16 protein-coding genes are annotated in these 17,991 nt (G+C 62.2%); 7 read left to right on the top strand and 9 right to left on the bottom strand.

Annotated features, from left to right (window positions below):
- Window positions 1–226: 226 nt before the first annotated feature.
- From rbsK to NKJ77_RS21095, 3 genes are read right to left on the bottom strand one after another with little or no spacing between them, the layout of a single operon-like run.
- A complete protein-coding gene (gene rbsK / locus NKJ77_RS21105; protein WP_023689460.1) occupies window positions 227–1,156 on the bottom strand; it encodes a ribokinase in 930 nt (309 codons plus the stop codon).
- A 4-nt stretch (window positions 1,157–1,160) separates the two neighbouring features.
- The gene (locus tag NKJ77_RS21100) at window positions 1,161–1,613 is read right to left on the bottom strand and encodes an RbsD/FucU family protein (protein WP_023711516.1); all 453 of its coding nucleotides are present in this window, start codon (window positions 1,611–1,613) and stop codon (window positions 1,161–1,163) included.
- A gap of 41 nt (window positions 1,614–1,654) precedes the next feature.
- A complete protein-coding gene (locus NKJ77_RS21095; RefSeq protein WP_023831025.1) occupies window positions 1,655–2,707 on the bottom strand; it encodes an ABC transporter ATP-binding protein in 1,053 nt (350 codons plus the stop codon).
- A 273-nt stretch (window positions 2,708–2,980) separates the two neighbouring features.
- Between NKJ77_RS21095 and NKJ77_RS21090 the strand changes: the two genes are divergently transcribed.
- The 3 genes from NKJ77_RS21090 (at window position 2,981) to NKJ77_RS21080 (ending at window position 6,786) form a co-directional block, all read left to right on the top strand.
- Window positions 2,981–4,645: an ABC transporter substrate-binding protein gene (locus NKJ77_RS21090; protein WP_352535706.1), complete on the top strand. Its 1,665-nt coding sequence runs from the start codon at window positions 2,981–2,983 to the stop codon at window positions 4,643–4,645.
- Between the two features lie 98 nt (window positions 4,646–4,743).
- A complete protein-coding gene (locus NKJ77_RS21085; protein WP_023689462.1) occupies window positions 4,744–5,859 on the top strand; it encodes a carbohydrate ABC transporter permease in 1,116 nt (371 codons plus the stop codon).
- Window positions 5,860–5,868: 9 nt separating this feature from the next.
- A complete protein-coding gene (locus tag NKJ77_RS21080) occupies window positions 5,869–6,786 on the top strand; it encodes a carbohydrate ABC transporter permease (RefSeq protein WP_023669427.1) in 918 nt (305 codons plus the stop codon).
- 234 nt (window positions 6,787–7,020) lie between these two features.
- Here the strand turns inward: NKJ77_RS21080 and NKJ77_RS21075 are convergent, their stop codons facing one another.
- On the bottom strand, window positions 7,021–7,764 hold the full coding sequence (locus NKJ77_RS21075) for a creatininase family protein (RefSeq protein ID WP_023711519.1): 744 nt from the start codon (window positions 7,762–7,764) through the stop codon (window positions 7,021–7,023).
- A 3-nt stretch (window positions 7,765–7,767) separates the two neighbouring features.
- Window positions 7,768–8,334, bottom strand: coding sequence for an SIS domain-containing protein (locus NKJ77_RS21070; RefSeq protein WP_023689464.1), 567 nt, complete (start codon window positions 8,332–8,334; stop codon window positions 7,768–7,770).
- Between the two features lie 184 nt (window positions 8,335–8,518).
- Here NKJ77_RS21070 and NKJ77_RS21065 point away from each other — a divergent pair, with 184 nt between their 5' ends.
- Window positions 8,519–9,541, top strand: a complete 1,023-nt coding sequence (locus NKJ77_RS21065) for an aldo/keto reductase (RefSeq protein WP_023669424.1) — start codon at window positions 8,519–8,521, stop codon at window positions 9,539–9,541.
- A gap of 90 nt (window positions 9,542–9,631) precedes the next feature.
- On the opposite strand, the gene NKJ77_RS21060 is transcribed toward NKJ77_RS21065, so the two are convergent.
- The 4 genes from NKJ77_RS21060 to clpP all read right to left on the bottom strand — a co-directional run bounded on the left by NKJ77_RS21060 (window position 9,632) and on the right by clpP (window position 14,985).
- Entirely contained in the window at window positions 9,632–9,904 is a 273-nt protein-coding gene (locus tag NKJ77_RS21060; protein ID WP_023669423.1) for an HU family DNA-binding protein, read from the bottom strand.
- 196 nt (window positions 9,905–10,100) lie between these two features.
- Entirely contained in the window at window positions 10,101–12,512 is a 2,412-nt protein-coding gene (gene lon / locus NKJ77_RS21055; protein ID WP_023682304.1) for an endopeptidase La, read from the bottom strand.
- A 273-nt stretch (window positions 12,513–12,785) separates the two neighbouring features.
- Window positions 12,786–14,060, bottom strand: coding sequence for an ATP-dependent Clp protease ATP-binding subunit ClpX (gene clpX / locus NKJ77_RS21050; RefSeq protein WP_023682305.1), 1,275 nt, complete (start codon window positions 14,058–14,060; stop codon window positions 12,786–12,788).
- Window positions 14,061–14,355: 295 nt separating this feature from the next.
- Window positions 14,356–14,985 carry an ATP-dependent Clp endopeptidase proteolytic subunit ClpP gene (gene clpP, locus NKJ77_RS21045; protein WP_023682306.1) on the bottom strand — a complete coding sequence of 210 codons (630 nt, stop codon included), beginning with the start codon at window positions 14,983–14,985 and terminating at the stop codon, window positions 14,356–14,358.
- Between the two features lie 310 nt (window positions 14,986–15,295).
- Here clpP and NKJ77_RS21040 point away from each other — a divergent pair, with 310 nt between their 5' ends.
- From NKJ77_RS21040 to NKJ77_RS21030, 3 genes are all read left to right on the top strand, one after another.
- Entirely contained in the window at window positions 15,296–15,886 is a 591-nt protein-coding gene (locus NKJ77_RS21040; protein WP_023697418.1) for a hypothetical protein, read from the top strand.
- Window positions 15,887–15,993: 107 nt separating this feature from the next.
- A complete protein-coding gene (locus NKJ77_RS21035; RefSeq protein WP_352535705.1) occupies window positions 15,994–17,241 on the top strand; it encodes a cytochrome P450 in 1,248 nt (415 codons plus the stop codon).
- 146 nt (window positions 17,242–17,387) lie between these two features.
- Window positions 17,388–17,975: a transporter substrate-binding domain-containing protein gene (locus tag NKJ77_RS21030; protein ID WP_352535704.1), complete on the top strand. Its 588-nt coding sequence runs from the start codon at window positions 17,388–17,390 to the stop codon at window positions 17,973–17,975.
- Window positions 17,976–17,991: the final 16 nt, after the last annotated feature.

Raw genomic sequence — 17,991 nt, 5'->3', positions numbered from 1 at the left:
GCCCAAGCTCAAACAGCGGAGGATCCACATCGAACCCGGTTCGATCCAGAATCTTGCCATGGAAGCGATCTTCGATGATACGCCAAACGCCTCAAAGAGCCCCCGCCAGGACACTTGGCGCCCTGTCCGCGCATTCGCCTCGACATTGCCAGGAAGCTGTTCCTGGGTCTCGCCATGGGTTGGGTGCTGGCCTTGGAATAGCGGCGTTGGACTCGGTGCCGTCGATCTATCCCTCGGCCAGCAGCGCCTCGACCTCATGCAGCGTCGGCATGGATGGCGCCGTACCCGGCCTTGTCACCGAAATGCCGGCGACGGCGCAGGCGAAGCGGACGGCTTGCAGCGGCTCCACGCCTTTGGCGAGTGCGGCGGCCAGGCCGCCATTGAAGGCATCGCCCGCGCCGGTGGTTTCGACCACCGGACCGGCACTGACCACGGGAACATGGTCGGACCGAGCGGCCGTGTGCAGCAGCGCGCCTTTTTCGCCGAGCGTGATGATGACCGAGCCGACGCCCTTTTTGAGCAGGCTGTCGGCGGCGCGGCGAGCCTCGTCGATCGAAGAAACCTTGATGCCGGTCAGCTCTTCGGCCTCGGTCTCGTTGGGGGTGACATAGTCGCAAAGCGTATAGATGCGGTCCGGCAGCTTGGCCGCCGGCGCCGGATTGAGGATGGTGGTCACCCCTGCACCGCGCGCGATTTCGAGTGCGCGCAGTGCCGCGTCGATCGGCTGTTCGAGCTGGGTGACGAAGACGCCGGCGCCGCCGATCAGGCCGGCGTTGGCCTCGATGTCTTCAGGCGAGATCAGCATCGCCGCACCCGGGCTGACGATGATGGCGTTGTTGCCGGTTGTCTCCTCGATGAAGATATAGGCCGCGCCGGTATAGCTTTGCGGCGTCTCGATGACGGCGGATTTGACGCTCGCCTCTGCCCAGGTCGCCTTGGCCATGTCGGCGAAAGCATCGACGCCAAGCCGGGTCAGGAAGGTGACGTCCGCGCCGAGCTTGCCTGCCGCCACCGCCTGGTTCGAGCCCTTGCCGCCCGGTCCCAGCTTGAAGGAATTACCAAGAATGGTTTCACCCATGCGCGGCTGTCGATCGGCGCGGTAGGCGGTGTCGGCGACGAAAACGCCCAGAATGACGACAGGTTTGCCCGACGCCATGGCCCTACTCGGCGTCCGGCGGCACGACGCCCTTGCGAAAGGCGAAGCAGCCATAGAAGCGGCGCTCGCCGGTCTGGATGACGCAATAGGCTTTCTTGGCGCGCTCGTAGAAGGCATAGCGCTCGACCGAGATCATCGGCCAGGCCTTGCCTTCCGCCTTGTCGATCTCCTTCTGCACCTCTTTTTGCACCGGCGGGATCTCGTCCGGCTTGCCGACGATCTCCATGCGCGCGGCCGCATCGTCGACGAAAGTGTCCAGCGGATAGAGCGACAGCACCGCCTTGACCACATCGGCCGCCGAGGCGTCGATGTGCAGCAGCTTGCCGAGCACGGTCTGCTTTGCCACCGAATCGGCGGGGAAATTGGTGTCGGCGATGACCAGATCGTCGCCGTGTCCCATTGCCCTGAGCGCCTGGAGCACATCGGCATTGAGCAATGGGTTGATCCCTTTGAGCATGGCAGTCCTCGTCAAACAGTTTGGTCAAAGTCGATTGGAAATCAGAGCCGGTTGCCCGTCTCGGCGTCGAAGAGATGGACCTGGTCAAGGCGCGGCTTGAGATTGAGCGTGTCGCCGGGTTTGAAGTCGTGGCGCTCGCGAAACAGCGCCACCATCTCGCCGTCGCCGAAGCGCACGAAGACCAGCGTTTCGGAACCGGTCGGTTCGACCACCGAGATCTTTGCCGGCACGCCGTCGGGATGGATTTCGAGATGCTCGGGCCGCACGCCATAGACCACGGCCTGGCCCTCCTTGGCGGCGCTGCCGGCCGCGACCGGGAACAGCGTGCCTGCTATCTCGACCTTGTCGCCCTTGCGCACCACGCCTTTGAGCAGGTTCATCGACGGCGAGCCGATGAAGCCGGCGACAAACAGATTGGCCGGCCGGTCGAACAATTCCAATGGCGCGCCGACCTGCTCGATACGGCCATCGCGCATGACGACGATCTTGTCGGCCATGGTCATGGCCTCGATTTGGTCGTGGGTGACGTAGATGGTGGTGGTCTTCAGCCGCTGGTGCAGTTCCTTGATCTCGGTGCGCATTTGCACGCGCAGCTTGGCGTCGAGATTGGAGAGCGGCTCGTCGAACAGGAAGACTTGCGGATTGCGCACGATGGCGCGGCCCATGGCGACGCGCTGGCGCTGGCCGCCGGATAGCTGGCGCGGATAACGTTTCAGGTACGGATTGAGGTCGAGAATGTCGGCGGCGCGCTTGACCCGCTCGGCGACCACGGCTGGATCGGTCTTGCGCAGCTTCAGCGCAAACGCCATGTTCTGCTCCACCGTCTTGTGCGGATAGAGCGCGTAGTTCTGGAACACCATGGCGATGTCGCGCTTGGCCGGCGGCAGATTGTTGACGATGCGCTCGCCAATGGCGATCGTGCCGCCGGAGACGGTCTCCAGCCCGGCCACCATCCTGAGCAGCGTGGACTTGCCGCAGCCCGACGGGCCGACCAGCACCACGAACTGGCCATCGGCGATGTCGACGCTGACCTCGTGCAGGACCTTGACGGTTCCGAACGCCTTGGCCACATTGCTGATCGCGACTTGAGCCATCGTCCCCCCTTTTCTCGCGGTGAAGCTAGCCATTGCCAACGGCAAGGGCAAGTCGGTATGTTATCGATAAAAAGCCATTCGTGTTGACAAGGTAATCGATTACGCAAATATTGGCTGTTGCCAATCCGGCAGTCGGATTTTTATCCGAAAATCGGAGCTCCAGGCGACGCAGGGTGGGGTCCCACGTCCCCGTATGATAAAGGAGAACCGCCGACGTTTCGGCGTCGGAGGGATTGGCATTTTAATTCACGACTGTTGTTCTGGGAGGAATAGATGAGAGTCGGTCTGTACGAAAAACTCGTCCGCGCGGGTGCCACCCGGCGTGACATACTCAAAGGCGCGGCCTCGATGGCCGCGATCGCCGCCGCATCGGGCGCTGGGCTCGGCGCTTTCACCCGCCCGGCTGAAGCCGCCAGCGAGCTACGCTCCAAAATTCTGCAGATCCCCGGCGTCGGCAAGGGTCAGCCGACGGATGCCGATTTCCAGAAGGTCGGCGAACTCTGCCTGGAAGCCACCAAGGCCAACGTCAAGGAAGGCGAATTCGCCGGCGTCGAGCTCACCTTCATGGGCCTCAACAACCAGAACCTGCACAATGTGCTGTTCCGCGGTTTCCTGAAGCCGTGGGAGGCCTATACCGGCGCCAAGATCAGCTGGATCGACCTGGCGCAGGCCGACTACAATGCCCGCCTGCAGCAGTCGATCGCCACCGGCACCGTCGACTTCGACATCATCGAGATGGGCGCGCCCTTCGAAGGCGATGTCTGCGGCAAGGGCCTGACGTCCGAGATGCCCGACTGGGTCAAAGAGCAGATCGACATGAAGGATGTCGTGGCCTATCTGCAGCCGCCGGTCGGCACCTGGGACGGCAAGCAGTACCGGATCACCGTGGACGGCGATGCGCATAACTTCAATTACCGTACCGACGTGTTTGCCGATGCCGACCTCGCCAAGGCGTGGAAGGACGGCGGCGCGACCACCGAATGGGGCGTGCCGAAGACCTGGCAGGAAGTCCAGGCCGTCACAAAATTCCTCAAGGGCAAGCAGTTCAAGGGCCAGGACGTCTTCGGCTATCTCGATGCGCCCAAGGCATGGGGCGGTTTCGGCTTCTACTTCCTCGGCAGCCGCGCCACCGCCTATGCCAAGCATCCCGACGACAAGGCCTGGCTGTTCGATGCCGACACGATGAAGCCGCGCATCAACAATCCGGCCTGGGTGCGCGCCATCCAGGACGTCATCGACGCGCTTCCGTCGGAACCCGCCGACCAGATCAACGCCGACCCGAACACGACAGCCTTCCAGCAGTTCCTGGCCGGCACCGGTTCGATGGTCACCTGGTGGGGCGACGTCGGCTCCAACGTCAAGACCAATGATAGCTCGGTCATCGGCGACATCACCGGCTTCTCGATCCTGCCGGGGTCCGACGACGTCTACAATGCCAAGACCGGCGCTTGGGACAAACTCGCCAGCGGCCCGAACTATGCGCCGAACTGCGCCTATCTCGGCTGGGGCGTCTACGTCATGGCCCGCGTCGATACTGACGAAAAGAAGAAGAAAGCGGCATGGTCGGCCGCCGCCCATCTCGGCGGCAAGGACCTGTCGATCTGGACGGCGATGTATCCGTCCGGCTTCCAGCCCTACCGCAACTCGCATTTCGACATTCCCGAATGGGTGGCGGCAGGCTACGACGAGGCCTTCATCACCTCGTATCTGAAGTCGGAAGCCGACAGCTACAACCATCCGAACGCGGCGATCGAACCGCGCATCCCCGGCATCTTCCAGTACTATTCGGCTGCCGAGGACATTCTGGCCAACACATTCGCCGGCAAGATGAAGGCGCAGGAAGGCGCCGACGCCATTGCCGCGGCCTGGGAGAAGCTGACCGACCAGATCGGCCGCGAAAACCAGATCAAGCTCTACAAGGCCTCGCTCGGCGTGTAGGCTGATCCTATCGTGACAACAGGTCCGGCGGTGCAAGCCGCCGGACCTGACCGGCTCGGGCCGGTCGCAGGCTTGATTTTTTAAACGGACGGGGACGCGTGGCTGACCAGACCACCAATGCATGGCCGGCCAACGCCGGCCCAGCCGATCTGATCTCGCCGGCCCGCAAGCGGGCGGGTTTTGCCCTGATGGCGGCCGCCACGCTTGGCCTGCTGGCGGTGATCGCGTTTGAGATCCTCTACAAGAACGAGATCACCACGCTCGGCTTCGAGACCTGGCGTCCGATCGTCTACGCCTATGTTCTGTGGGGCGTGGCGCTCGGCATCGGCCAGGTGCTGACGCGCGGCGAGGACGGCCAGCGCGCGCTGTTCCTGCTGCCGGCGCTGCTGTTCACCATCGCCATGGTGATCTTCCCGACGCTGTTCGGCTTCTATATCGCGCTGACCGACTGGAACCTGTCGTCCTTTTCCGGCCGCAAGTTCAACGGGCTCGACAATTTCTGGCAGATGCTGGCCGATCCCTACTACCGCAACGCGCTGTTCAACATGGTGCTTTATGTGCTCGCCGTGCTGGTTGAGTATGTGATTGCCTTCGGCCTGGCGCTGCTGCTCAACGCGCAGATCCGGGCGCGCAAATTCTTCCGCGTCGTCTTCCTGATGCCGCTGATGCTGTCGCCGGTCGCGGTATCCTGGATGATCGGCAAATCGCTGATGGAATACCGTTTCGGGCCGGCGGCGACGCTGGCGCGCCATCTCGGCTGGGAGAACCCCGCCTTCTTCTCCAACCCGATCACCGCCCGCATCTCGATCATGGTGCTCGACGCCTGGACCTTCATCCCGTTCATGATGATCATGCTGCTTGCCGGCCTGCAGGCGATGTCGCGCGACGTGCTGGAAGCGGCGCGCGTCGATGGCGCCACGCCCTGGCAGACTTTCTGGCAGGTCACCTTCCCGCTGATGCTGCCGGTGTCGGTCACGGCGGTGATCCTGCGCATCATCTTCAAGTTGAAGCTCGCCGACATCATCATCACCGTGACCTCCGGCGGGCCTGGCGGCGCCACCGATTCGGTGTCGAGCTTCATCTACCGCGAATACCGCGACCGCTCGAATGTCGGCTACGGCACCATGCTGGCGATGGCCTATCTCGTCATCATCGTCGTGTTCGTGACCTGGCTGTTGAAATTCGCCAATCGCTTCGTGCGCAACGTGAACTGACGAGGCACAATGAGCGTCCAGACCACCGACTATGCTGCCTCGGAAATCCGCTCACCGCTGGGTTTTCTGGCCAATCGCATCTTCATCTATGGCGCGCTGGCGTTCTGGGCCTTCATCTGCCTGTTCCCGATCTACTGGACCATCACCACCTCGTTCAAGACCGCGGTCGACGTCACGCAAGGACACCTCATCCCGTTCGTCGACTTCCAACCGGACTGGAAGGGCTGGCGCTCGCTCGGACTGTCGCCGGATTCGATCTTCCAGACCTCGACGGTGCGGGAGGAGTTTTTCAAGCGCTTCATGAATTCGGTCATCACCTCGGTCGGCGCGTCGAGCCTCGCCATCGTCATCGGCAGCCTCGCCGCCTATGGGCTGACCCGGTACCGCTATCAGTTCGCCTGGTTCAAGAACGAGGACATCTCCTTCTTCTTCCTGTCGCAGCTGATCCTACCGCCGGTGGTGCTCGCCCTGCCCTTCCTGGTGCTCTACCGCGAAGTCGGTCTGCTCGACACACGCATCGGCCTGATCCTGCTCTACACGCTGATGGTGCTGCCGATCGTCATCTGGATCATGCGCGACCAGTTCAACTCGATCCCGGTCGAGCTCGAGGAGGCAGCGCTGGTCGACGGCCTCTCGATCTGGGGCGCTTTTTTCCGTATCGTCATGCCGATTGCGCTGCCGGGCATGGTCGCCGCCTTCATCCTGGCGATGGTGCTGTGCTGGAACGAGTACTTCTTTGCGGCACTCCTGACGTCGACCGACGCCAAGACCATTCCGGTGATGGTGGCGAGCCAGACCGGCTCGCAAGGCATCAACTGGTGGTCGATGGCGGCGCTTGCCACCGCCGCGATCGCACCGCTGGCGGTCATCGGGATTGCGCTGGAGCGGTATCTGATCATGGGCATGACGGCGGGCGCGGTGAAGTAGGGCGAGAGGCGGCGTGCCCCTCTACTGTTGACCTCGGCGGGACAGCACCCCCCTCTGGCCTGCCGGCCATCTCCCCCGCAAGGAGGGAGATCGGCAGCTTTGGCTGCATCGCTTTTCTTGCGACGTAGGTGATGACGAAAGCGGAAATGACATCTGATCTCCCCCCTTGCGGGGGAGATGTCCGGCAGGACAGAGGGGGGGGTGTGAAGGATCGCTACAGAGCGACTTTGTCTGCTAGCGCCCCAATATCGCCCTCAGGTGATCCATGATCATCGCCACACCCTTTCGCCCCAGCTCCGCCGAGGCCTCCGGCGCACTCGCCGTATACCACGCGGTATTCTCGCCAAAACGCCCGGCATCGACCGCTTCCGGACACAGTGCCAGCATCAATGATGTCTCGCCAACACCGGCGTGATCGAACGGATACTTCCCGTTCATGGCAGCCGACATTAGCGGGTGCACCTGCACCCAGTTGAAGAAATTCTCGCCGGCGGCGTGCCCGGCATAATAATCGGCCATCTCGTCTGAGCCCCACCAGCCCTCGCCGCGCTGCTTCTCGAGGAAGCGGAAAATCGCCTGGCGGCCGGCGGCCTTGAAGGCGAGATCGGTCGGCATGCCGGCGGCAAAGTTCTCGGTCTGGTGGTGGATGATGGCGTTGATGTTACGAAAGCCGATGCGCAGCAGGCTGTAGAACAATTCTTCGGCGAACGGCGCCAGCTGGTTGCCGCCGACCTGCACCGAGCCGTTGCCTTCAGGTGCTGCCACCACATAGCTCGCCGCACCGTAGTAGAAAGCCGGCAGGATGACGATGTCGGCCTCCTTCTCGTAGAGCTCCAGCGTCTTGACGACGGCCAGCGTGTCCATGCCGACAGCCATGTGCTCGCCGTGATATTCGAGCACGCCGAGCGGGAGAGCGACCGGCCAGTTCTCGGCGATCGCCTTTCGGATCTGGTGCGGCAACATCAGTTCGTAGCGCATGATCTATTCCATGTTGGTGTGGCGGGTGCGCATGGCCTCGGACGACTGGCCGGTCAGCGCCTTGAGCTTCAGCACCATCACCTCGAACAGCAGGAACAGCGCCCCTTCGAAGACCGAGCCCATCGGCAGCAGCGATGTCTTTTGTGGCCCCTGGTCACGCGCCATGGTCTGCGCCGGGATCAGCAAGGTGAAGTCGGCAAGCGCGACCGCACTACTGCCTGCCTCGGCGGTGAGCAAAAGCACGGTGGCGCCGGCCTGGCGGGCGACTTGCATCAAGGTAAGCACCGTCGTCGTCTCGCCCGGGCCGGAACTGACCAGGAAGACATCGGCTGGGCGAAGCGGTGGTGTGTTCATGTCGCCGACCACCGACACCTCAAGGCCAAGGTGATAGAGGCGCATGGCGAAACCCTTGAGCTGCAAGGCCTCGCGGCCGCAGCCATAGACGACGATCTTTTGCGCGCGGGCCAGGGTTTCGCAGGCGGTGTCGATGCCGGCTTCGTCGACGCGCGCCAGTACGGCGCCCAGCTCTTGCAGGGCGGTCGAAAACATATCCGAGCCGGCATTCGTCATGAGAGTCCCATCTGTCCGGCTGGGTTTGTGGCCGGTGATTTCGGGTTGCGCGCTTTCGGAAAAAGGCTTGTTTTTGTTCATGCTATCACCGCGAAAATGCCTGTCCAACGGCCATGGCGGCTTTTGCTGAGCCAGCGGCGTGATAGTGTCATGTCAGACAATCAATCCAGGAAATCAGCACGACATGAAGACACGGCATTTCGACCGCATCGGCAATGGCGGCCTCGACTTCACCGAGCTTGGCTTCGGCAGCGCGCCGCTCGGCAACCTTTACCGCGCCGTCCCCGATGCGGATGCCAACGCCACGCTGGAGGCGGCGTGGGCGACCGGCTGCCGTTACTACGACACCGCGCCGCTCTATGGCCTGGGCCTTGCCGAAACACGGCTCAATGCCTTCCTGCGCGGCAGGAAGCGCGACGATTATGTGCTGTCGAGCAAGGTCGGTCGCCTGTTGCGCGCCTGCCCGCCGGAGGAACGAACCGGCATCGGCAAGTTCTTCGACACACCGACGCGCAAGGAGGTCTACGACTACAGCTACGACGGCGTCATGCGCTCGTTCGAGGCGTCGCTGGAACGGCTTGGCGTCGACCGCATCGACATCCTTTTCGTCCATGACCTCGACATCTTCACCCATGGCAGCAAGGAGGCGTCAGACCAGCGCATCGAGGAATTCATGGCCTCGGGCTACAACGGACTGGTTGCGCTGCGCGACCAGGGCGTGATCAAGGCCTTCGGCGGCGGCATCAACGAATGGGAGGTTTGCCAGACGCTGGCGGAGCGTGGCGACTTCGACCTGTTCCTGCTGGCCGGGCGCTACACGCTGCTGGAACAGGAAGCGCTTGCCACCTTCCTGCCGCTCTGTGAGCAACGCGGCATCGGCATCGTTCTCGGCGGTCCTTACAATTCCGGCATCCTGGCGACCGGGCCGAAGCCAGGCGCCTATTACAATTACTCCGAGGCGCCAAGGGACATCATGGATCGCGTCGGGCGCATCGAGGCCGTCTGCCAGCGCCATGGCGTCAGGCTGATCGAGGCGGCGCTGCAGTTTCCGCTGCTGCACCCTTCCGTGGTGTCGGTCATCCCCGGCGGCCAGCGGCCGAGTGAAGTCGAAAGCAACCGCGCCCTGCTCGATGCCAAGCTGCCTGCGGCGCTGTGGGCGGACCTCAAGCAGGAAGGCCTGATGCGCGCGGATGCGCCGGTGGGCTGAAGGCTCGCCTCAGCGGGCTGACGGCCTGCCGCCATCGAGGCAAAAGAAAAGCCGGGCGAACCCGGCTTTTCAACATTCTCTGAAAAATTTTTAGTTGACCGCGTCCTTGAGGCCTTTGCCGGCCGAGAACTTCGGCACGGTACGCGCCGGAATCTTCACTTCCGCGCCAGTCTGCGGGTTGCGGCCAGTCGATGCCGCACGCTTGGAGACGGTGAAATTTCCGAAGCCGACGAGCCGTACATCGCCGCCCTTCTTCAGTTCGCCAGTGATGACGGAGAACACCGCCTCAACCGCCGACTGTGCGTCACCCTTCGAAATGCTCGCGGATTCAGCGACAGCGGAAACCAGTTCGTTCTTGTTCATAAAAATTCCCTTCCATGAGAAAACCGGAACTTTCGACTCATCCGGCAGGAGAGGGACTTTAGAAAGAAGCGCTCGCAAACCCAAGTCAAAAAGCCGGAAAAAAGTTGAAAAAAGCCCGGAAATGGTGGGTTTTTCACATGAAAAAGCCGGGCTCAAGGCCCGGCTCTCTCTTTGTGCACTGCAACTTTAGTAGTTTCTAATGTGCAAGCGACTTTCCAGCATCGTCAACGGTATCGGTGGAAGCCGGCGGATTGACTGGCTCGACCCACTCGATTGGCTCCGGCATGCGCACCAGCGCGTGCCTCAGAACCTCGCCGACACGTGAGACCGGAATGATCTCCATACCGTTCTTCACATTGTCCGGTATCTCCGCCAGATCCTTGGCGTTGTCTTCCGGGATCAGCACCTTCTTGATGCCGCCGCGCAGTGCGGCGAGCAGTTTCTCCTTGAGGCCGCCGATCGGCAAGATGCGGCCGCGAAGCGTTATCTCGCCAGTCATCGCCACATCGGCCCGGACCGGAATACCAGTCATGACAGATACGATGGCCGTCGCCATGGCAGCACCTGCAGACGGACCGTCCTTCGGCGTGGCGCCTTCGGGCAAGTGGACGTGGATGTCACGCTTGTCGAACAGCGGCGGCTCGATGCCGAAATCGATGGCCCGCGAGCGGACATAAGAGGCCGCCGCCGAGATCGATTCCTTCATCACGTCGCGCAGATTGCCGGTCACCGTCATGCGGCCCTTGCCGGGCATCATGACGCCTTCGACCGTCAGCAGCTCGCCGCCGACTTCCGTCCAGGCAAGACCGGTGACGACACCGACCTGATCGTCAGCCTCGACCTGGCCGAAGCGGAAGCGCGGAACACCGAGGTAATCGGCGAGGTTCGCCGCCGTGATGCTCACCGTCTTCTTCTTCGTCTTCAGGATCTCGGTCACCGCCTTGCGCCCGAGCTTCATCAGCTCGCGCTCCAGGCTTCTGACGCCCGCTTCACGGGTGTAGGTCTGGATGATGCCGCGGATCGCGTCCTCGCCGACGGAGAATTCCTTCGGCTGCAGGGCATGATCGCGGATCACCTTGGGCATCAGGTGACGCTTGGCGATCTCGATCTTCTCGTCCTCGGTGTAGCCGGCGATACGGATGATCTCCATGCGGTCCATCAGGGGCGCAGGGATGTTCAGTGTGTTCGCCGTCGTCACGAACATCACGCTCGATAGGTCGTATTCGACCTCGAGGTAATGGTCCATGAACGTCGAGTTCTGCTCGGGATCGAGCACCTCGAGCAAAGCCGATGACGGATCGCCACGGAAGTCCTGGCCCATCTTGTCGATCTCGTCGAGCAGGAAGAGCGGGTTGGACTTCTTGGCCTTCTTCATCGACTGGATGACCTTGCCGGGCATCGAGCCGATATAGGTGCGGCGGTGGCCACGGATCTCGGCCTCGTCACGCACGCCGCCAAGCGCCATGCGGATGAACTCGCGGCCGGTCGCCTTGGCGATCGACTTGCCGAGCGAGGTCTTGCCGACGCCGGGAGGGCCGACGAGGCACAGGATCGGCCCCTTCAGCTTCTTCTGGCGGCTTTGCACGGCGAGATACTCGACGATGCGGTCCTTGACCTTGTCGAGGCCGAAATGATCGGTGTCGAGCACGTTCTGCGCAAACGCCAGGTCCTGCTTGACCTTGGAGTTCTTGCCCCACGGGATCGACAGGATCCAGTCGAGGTAGTTGCGCACGACGGTCGATTCCGCCGACATCGGCGACATCGTCCGCAGCTTCTTCAACTCGGCTTCCGCCTTTTCGCGGGCCTCCTTGGAGAGCTTGGTCTTCTTGATGCGCGCCTCGATCTCGGCGGCCTCGTCGCGGCCGTCCTCGCCTTCGCCGAGCTCCTTCTGGATCGCCTTCATCTGCTCGTTGAGGTAATATTCGCGCTGCGTCTTCTCCATCTGGCGCTTGACGCGCGAGCGGATGCGCTTCTCCACCTGCAGGACGGAGATTTCGGCTTCCATGAAGCCCATCGCCTTTTCCAGCCGTTCCTTGACGGACAGCGTGGCCAGCATCTCCTGCTTCTCGGGGATCTTGATGGCGAGGTGCGAAGCAACCGTATCGGCGAGCTTGGAATAGTCGTCGATCTGGCTGGCGGCGCCCACCACTTCAGGCGAGATCTTCTTGTTCAGCTTGACGTAGTTTTCGAAGTCGGTGACGACCGAACGGGCGAGCGCCTCGACCTCGACCTCTTCCTCCTCCGGCTCGACCAGCGCCGTGGCGGTAGCTTCGTGGAAGTCCGGACGGTCGGTGAACGAGACGATCTTGGCACGCGACGCGCCTTCGACCAGCACCTTGACGGTGCCGTCGGGCAGCTTCAGCAATTGCAGCACATTGGCGAGCGTGCCGATGTCGAAGATCGCATCGGGCTCGGGATCGTCATCGGCGGCATTCATCTGGGTGGCAAGCAGGATCTGCTTTTCCTGACCCATAACCTCTTCCAGCGCCTTGATCGACTTTTCACGCCCGACAAAGAGCGGAACGATCATGTGCGGGAACACCACGATGTCGCGCAGTGGGAGGACTGCGAAGACGCCGTCGCTGGGAGCCTTGGATATTTTGGCCATTGTCCAACCTTTCATGTCGCGGCCGCTAATCGAGCCAACCGCGAATCTCATATTAACGACCGAGGATCGTTCCGCCTACCACCGTTTGTGACGGGAGTTTTACAGCACAGAATTCGGCACCACGGCCTTCCGATGTTAGTTGGATGCACGAGGGGCAAAGATCAAGGGTCGACACGTTCGTTCATCCACTCCGTCACAAGGATCGGTACCTCACCACAGCAAAACGGCGCCCCGCGGGCGCCGTTCCATAAAAAGGTTAGGCCAGATGCCAGATCAGGCGCTGACGTTGCCCTTCTTTTCCTTCTGCTCGGAATAGATGTAGAGCGGCCGGGCGCTGCCGGTCACCACTTCTTCCGAAATCACCACTTCGCGCACGCCTTCCAGGGCGGGCAGTTCGAACATGGTGTCGAGCAGGATCGCTTCCATGATCGAGCGGAGGCCACGGGCGCCGGTCTTGCGCTCGATGGCGCGCTTGGCGATCGCCGACAGCGCATTCTCATGGAAGGTCAGGTCGACACTTTCCATCTCGAACAGCCGCTGATACTGCTTGACCAGCGCGTTTTTCGGCTCGGTCAGGATCTGGATCAGAGCCGGCTCGTCGAGGTCTTCCAGCGTCGCCAGGACCGGCAGACGGCCGACAAACTCGGGGATGAGGCCGAACTTCAAGAGATCCTCGGGCTCGACCAGGCGGAACACGTCACCGGTGCGGCGATCCTCGGGCGAAGCGACGATGGCGCCGAAGCCGATGGAAGTCTTCCTGCCGCGATCCGAGATGATCTTGTCCAGCCCGGCGAAGGCGCCGCCGCAGATGAACAGGATGTTGGCGGTGTCGACCTGCAGGAACTCCTGCTGCGGATGCTTGCGGCCGCCCTGCGGCGGCACGGAGGCAACGGTGCCTTCCATGATCTTCAGAAGCGCCTGCTGCACGCCCTCGCCCGACACGTCGCGGGTGATCGATGGGTTGTCGGACTTGCGCGAGATCTTGTCGATTTCATCGATGTAGACGATGCCGCGCTGGGCGCGCTCGACATTGTAGTCGGCCGACTGCAGCAGCTTCAGGATGATGTTTTCGACGTCCTCGCCGACGTAACCGGCTTCGGTCAGCGTCGTCGCGTCGGCCATGGTGAAGGGCACGTCGATGATGCGGGCCAGCGTCTGGGCAAGCAGCGTCTTGCCGCAGCCGGTCGGGCCGATCAGCAGGATGTTGGACTTCGCCAATTCGACGTCGTTGTTCTTGCCGGCATGCGCGAGGCGCTTGTAGTGGTTGTGGACCGCCACCGACAGCACGCGCTTGGCGTAGGGCTGGCCGATGACATAGTCGTCAAGAACCTTCAGGATCTCCTGCGGGGTCGGCACGCCCTCGCGCGACTTCACCATCGAGGTCTTGTTCTCCTCGCGGATGATGTCCATGCATAGCTCGACGCACTCGTCGCAGATGAACACCGTTGGGCCGGCGATCAGCTTGCGCACCTCGTGCTGGCTTTTGCCGCAAAACGAGCAATAAAGCGTGTTCTTCGAATCACCGCTGTTGTTGCCGACTTTGCTCATTTTCCTGTCCTTTCATGGCCGCCCGCCGATGGTCTGGCTGAAAGGGCGCATATTCTATCTATCGCGGGAATTCGCCGCCGCCAGTGTCCCGGCTCCCGCAACGCATTCCGTACGAAACACAAATCAGAAAACGTCGCAATGATTCGCGCCAACCCTGCACAAAGCTAAGCCGTCGAAAATCAACATAGCCTTAACGTAGGCAATCCCATCCACCGAGGGAACAGCCAATTGTGGCCGAAATGCCGCAAATCCCAGCAAAAGCGCGTTATCCCGCCACCCAACTGCCATGCAGCGATTATGCCGCAGCGCCTTCGACCGGCTCGCGCGACGAAATGACCTTGTCGATGAGGCCGAAATCCTTGGCTTCGTCGGCTGTCATGAAATGGTCGCGGTCAAGCGTCTTTTCAATGTCTTCGTAGCTCTTGCCGGTGTGTTTGACGTAGACCTCGTTGAGGCGGCGCTTCAGCTTGATGATGTCCTGCGCGTGCCGCTCGATGTCGGAGGCCTGGCCCTGGAAACCGCCGGAAGGCTGGTGAACCATGATACGGGCGTTCGGCGTGGCAAAACGCATGTCCTTGTGGCCGGCGGTCAGAAGCAGCGAGCCCATCGACGCCGCCTGGCCGATGCACAGCGTCGACACCGCCGGCTTGATGAACTGCATGGTGTCGTAGATCGCCATGCCCGAGGTCACCACGCCGCCCGGCGAGTTGATGTAGAGATTGATCTCTTTCTTCGGGTTCTCGGCCTCGAGGAACAAAAGCTGTGCACAAACCAGCGTCGCCATACCGTCTTCGACCGGGCCGGTGATGAAAATGATGCGCTCTTTCAGCAGGCGCGAGAAAATGTCGTAGGCCCGCTCGCCGCGATTGGTCTGCTCGACCACCATCGGAACGAGGTTCATGTAGGTTTCGACGGGGTTCTTCATGGACTACCCTTTTTGGAGATGGGGATTCCGGCGCCGGAACATCGGGCAGAATCGGTTCTTGATGGTTAGAATGTAAATAGGATGCCGGCTCACCCTAGCGCAAGGCCGCCTCCTCCTAGCCATCTGGTTAAGTCGAATCAAGGTTTCCGCGCAAGGGAAGCCCGAAGGCGGCCAACGGCGTTTTTGCGGTGTAGCAATTCCTTAACCCCGTCGCTTAACGAAACGCGGCGAAACCGCTTTCCCCCGGAGAACCATCCCCTACAGTTCAACGTTGAACCTCACCTTCTCGCGTTCAAACAGGGGGAGTGCCATGATCAGGAAAACTGTTTGCCTCGCCATTTCCGGCCTTGCCGGTCTCGGCATGGTGTCCGATGCGGTTGCCGGCGGCCGGGCCGCCGAATGCTATGAGCCGGTGCACAGGCCGGCGCTCTATGACACCGTCTATGAAGACGTCATGGTCAGTCCCGGCGGGCAGTTGGTCGACTATGATCCGCCGATCTATGGCACCATGGAGCGCGTCGAGCAGATCGCGCCGCCCCGAGTCACCTATGACATCGTACCGGCGAGAACCCGCACCGTTTACCGCACGGTCCAGGTCGACGATGGCGGCTATGCCTGGGAATGGCGCGTCATCCACGGCCGCAAGGTGCTGTGCAAGGTGTGGCGCAAGGCCCGCTACGCGCGTGTGGCCGAAACAGTGGTGGTTGAACCGGAGCGCACCCGCCGGGTTGTGCTGCCGGCCGAATATGAGAGCGTCGCCCATGAAGTGCTGGTGCGGCCCGAGCGGCGGCACGTCACCCAGATAGCGCCGTCATACCAGAGGATGGCGCGCCGGGTGGTGGTGCAGGAAGGCTCGACCAGCTGGCGCCGCGTGCATATTGCCAGGCATTGCGAGGATTAGACTTCGGTACTTCGCCGAGGTCCGCCTCGGTTGGCTCAATCCATAGGGCCGTCGGGTGCCAACATCCGGTCTGGCACCAAGCCGGCAAGCCGCGGTAATGGTCTGGCATGACCACATCCATGCCGCCCTACCTCGCCTTTGATCCAGCCACGCGCCGCCTGCGGCTCGATCCGCACGAACCGGCGTTTTTCCAGAACCCCTACGACGCCTATGCCGTCCTGCATGGCGCATCGAATGCCTTCTTCTGGGAGGAATTCGGCTTTTGGTGCTTTGGCGGCTTCGACGACGTCAACCGGCTGTTGCGCGACCGCCGCTTCGGTCGCCAGAACCCGGCCGGCATTCCCGACAGCCGCGGCATCGGCGAGGATCGCTCGCATTTGGCCGCTTTCGACGGCATCGAGAGCAATTCGATGCTGGAGCTGGAGCCGCCGGTGCACACCAGGCTCAGAACCCTGGTCAACCGCGCCTTCGTCTCGCGCCAGGTCGAGCGGCTGCGGCCGCGCGTGGAGGCGCTGGCCAATGAGCTGATCGACCGTTTCGAACCGCGCCAGGTCGATCTATTGCCCAGCTTCGCCGCACCTTTGCCGATCACCATCATTGCCGAAATGCTCGGTGTGCCGGTCGAAATGGGGCCGCAACTGCTCGACTGGTCGCACCGGATGGTGGCCATGTACATGCATGGCCGGACGCGCGAGACCGAGGAAGCGGCCAATCGCGCCGCGCACGATTTTTCCGACTTTTTGCGCGGCTATGTCACCGAGCGGCGGAAGAAGCCTGGCGACGACCTGCTATCGCTGCTGATCGCGGCACAAGAGGATGGCCAAAAGCTGTCGGAAGACGAGTTGGTCTCGTCCGCCATCCTGTTGCTCAATGCCGGCCACGAGGCGACCGTCCATCAAACCGGCAACGCCGTGCGCACGTTGCTGGCGCAAGGCGGCGACCCCGGCCGTTTCTTCACCTCGCCGGAAGCAACCGCTGCGACGGTCGAGGAGTGCCTGCGCTTCGACGCGCCGCTGCACATGTTCACCCGCTACGCCTATCAGGAGGTCGAGGTGACATCCGGGGTTGTCGTACAACCGGGCGAGACGGTCGGCCTGCTGCTCGGCATGGCCAATCATGATCCGCTTGCCTTTGCCGAACCTGGCGCCTTCCGGCCCGGCCGACCAGACCAGAAGAATGTCTCGTTCGGCGCCGGTATCCATTTCTGTATTGGTGCGCCGCTGGCGCGGCTGGAATTGCAGGTGTCGCTGAAAACCCTGTTCGAGCGGCAGCCGCAACTCCATCTTGCGGAGCAGCCGCGCTTCCGCGACACCTATCATTTTCATGGGCTGGAAAAGCTCATTGTGAGCTTGTGAGGACGGCGGAGCCGACGCATGCCCGAGAAAATGAGATTCGCCTTTCTACAGGAACCACCCTTCTGCTTTATCGACGGATCGGGACGTCTGGGCGGCAGCGATGCCCACTGGCCAAGAGGGTCTGCCTGACGCTCGGGCTGGAACTTTTGCCCATCGAGACCGAGTTTGCCGAGCTGCTGCCTGGGTTTGCCGAAGATCGGTGGGACATAACCACCGGCCTGTTCATTTCCGACGACCGCCGGAAGCTGGTCGACTTCACAAGGCCGATCTGGATGCTGGCGAATGGATTGCTGGTCGCGAAAGACAATCCCCGCGCCTTCGATGGCTATCGGTCCGTCGCCAATGATCGGACGGCGCTGATCGGCGTCATATCGGGCCAGATCCAGCACCGGACGGCCCTGCAAAACGCTATTCAGCCCGAACGGCTAAGGATATTTGCCACTCAGGCCGAAGCAGCTAACGCCGTCGCGGCCGGCGTGGTGCATGCCTATGCGAGTGCAGCGCTCGCGCATCGCGGCTATCTGAGCCGGCGACCCGACGCGCCTCTCGACGTCGTCGACGTCCCGGCAGTCGAAAAACAGCCAGCGCCCGGCGCTTTCGCTCTCGCCAAAGGCAGTGCCACCCTGCTCCAGCGCGTCGATTCATGTCTCAGTGATTTGCTTGGAAGTCCCTGGCACAGGGAGATGATGAGCGGATACGGCTTTTCCGACACTGACATCGATCGGCTTTTGTGAAGTCCAAGCGCGCCGC

Origin of the sequence: Mesorhizobium sp. M0052 (assembly GCF_040323255.1) — a bacterium.
In the GTDB taxonomy this organism is placed as follows: domain Bacteria; phylum Pseudomonadota; class Alphaproteobacteria; order Rhizobiales; family Rhizobiaceae; genus Mesorhizobium.
This window is presented reverse-complemented; position numbering and strand designations above follow the sequence as displayed.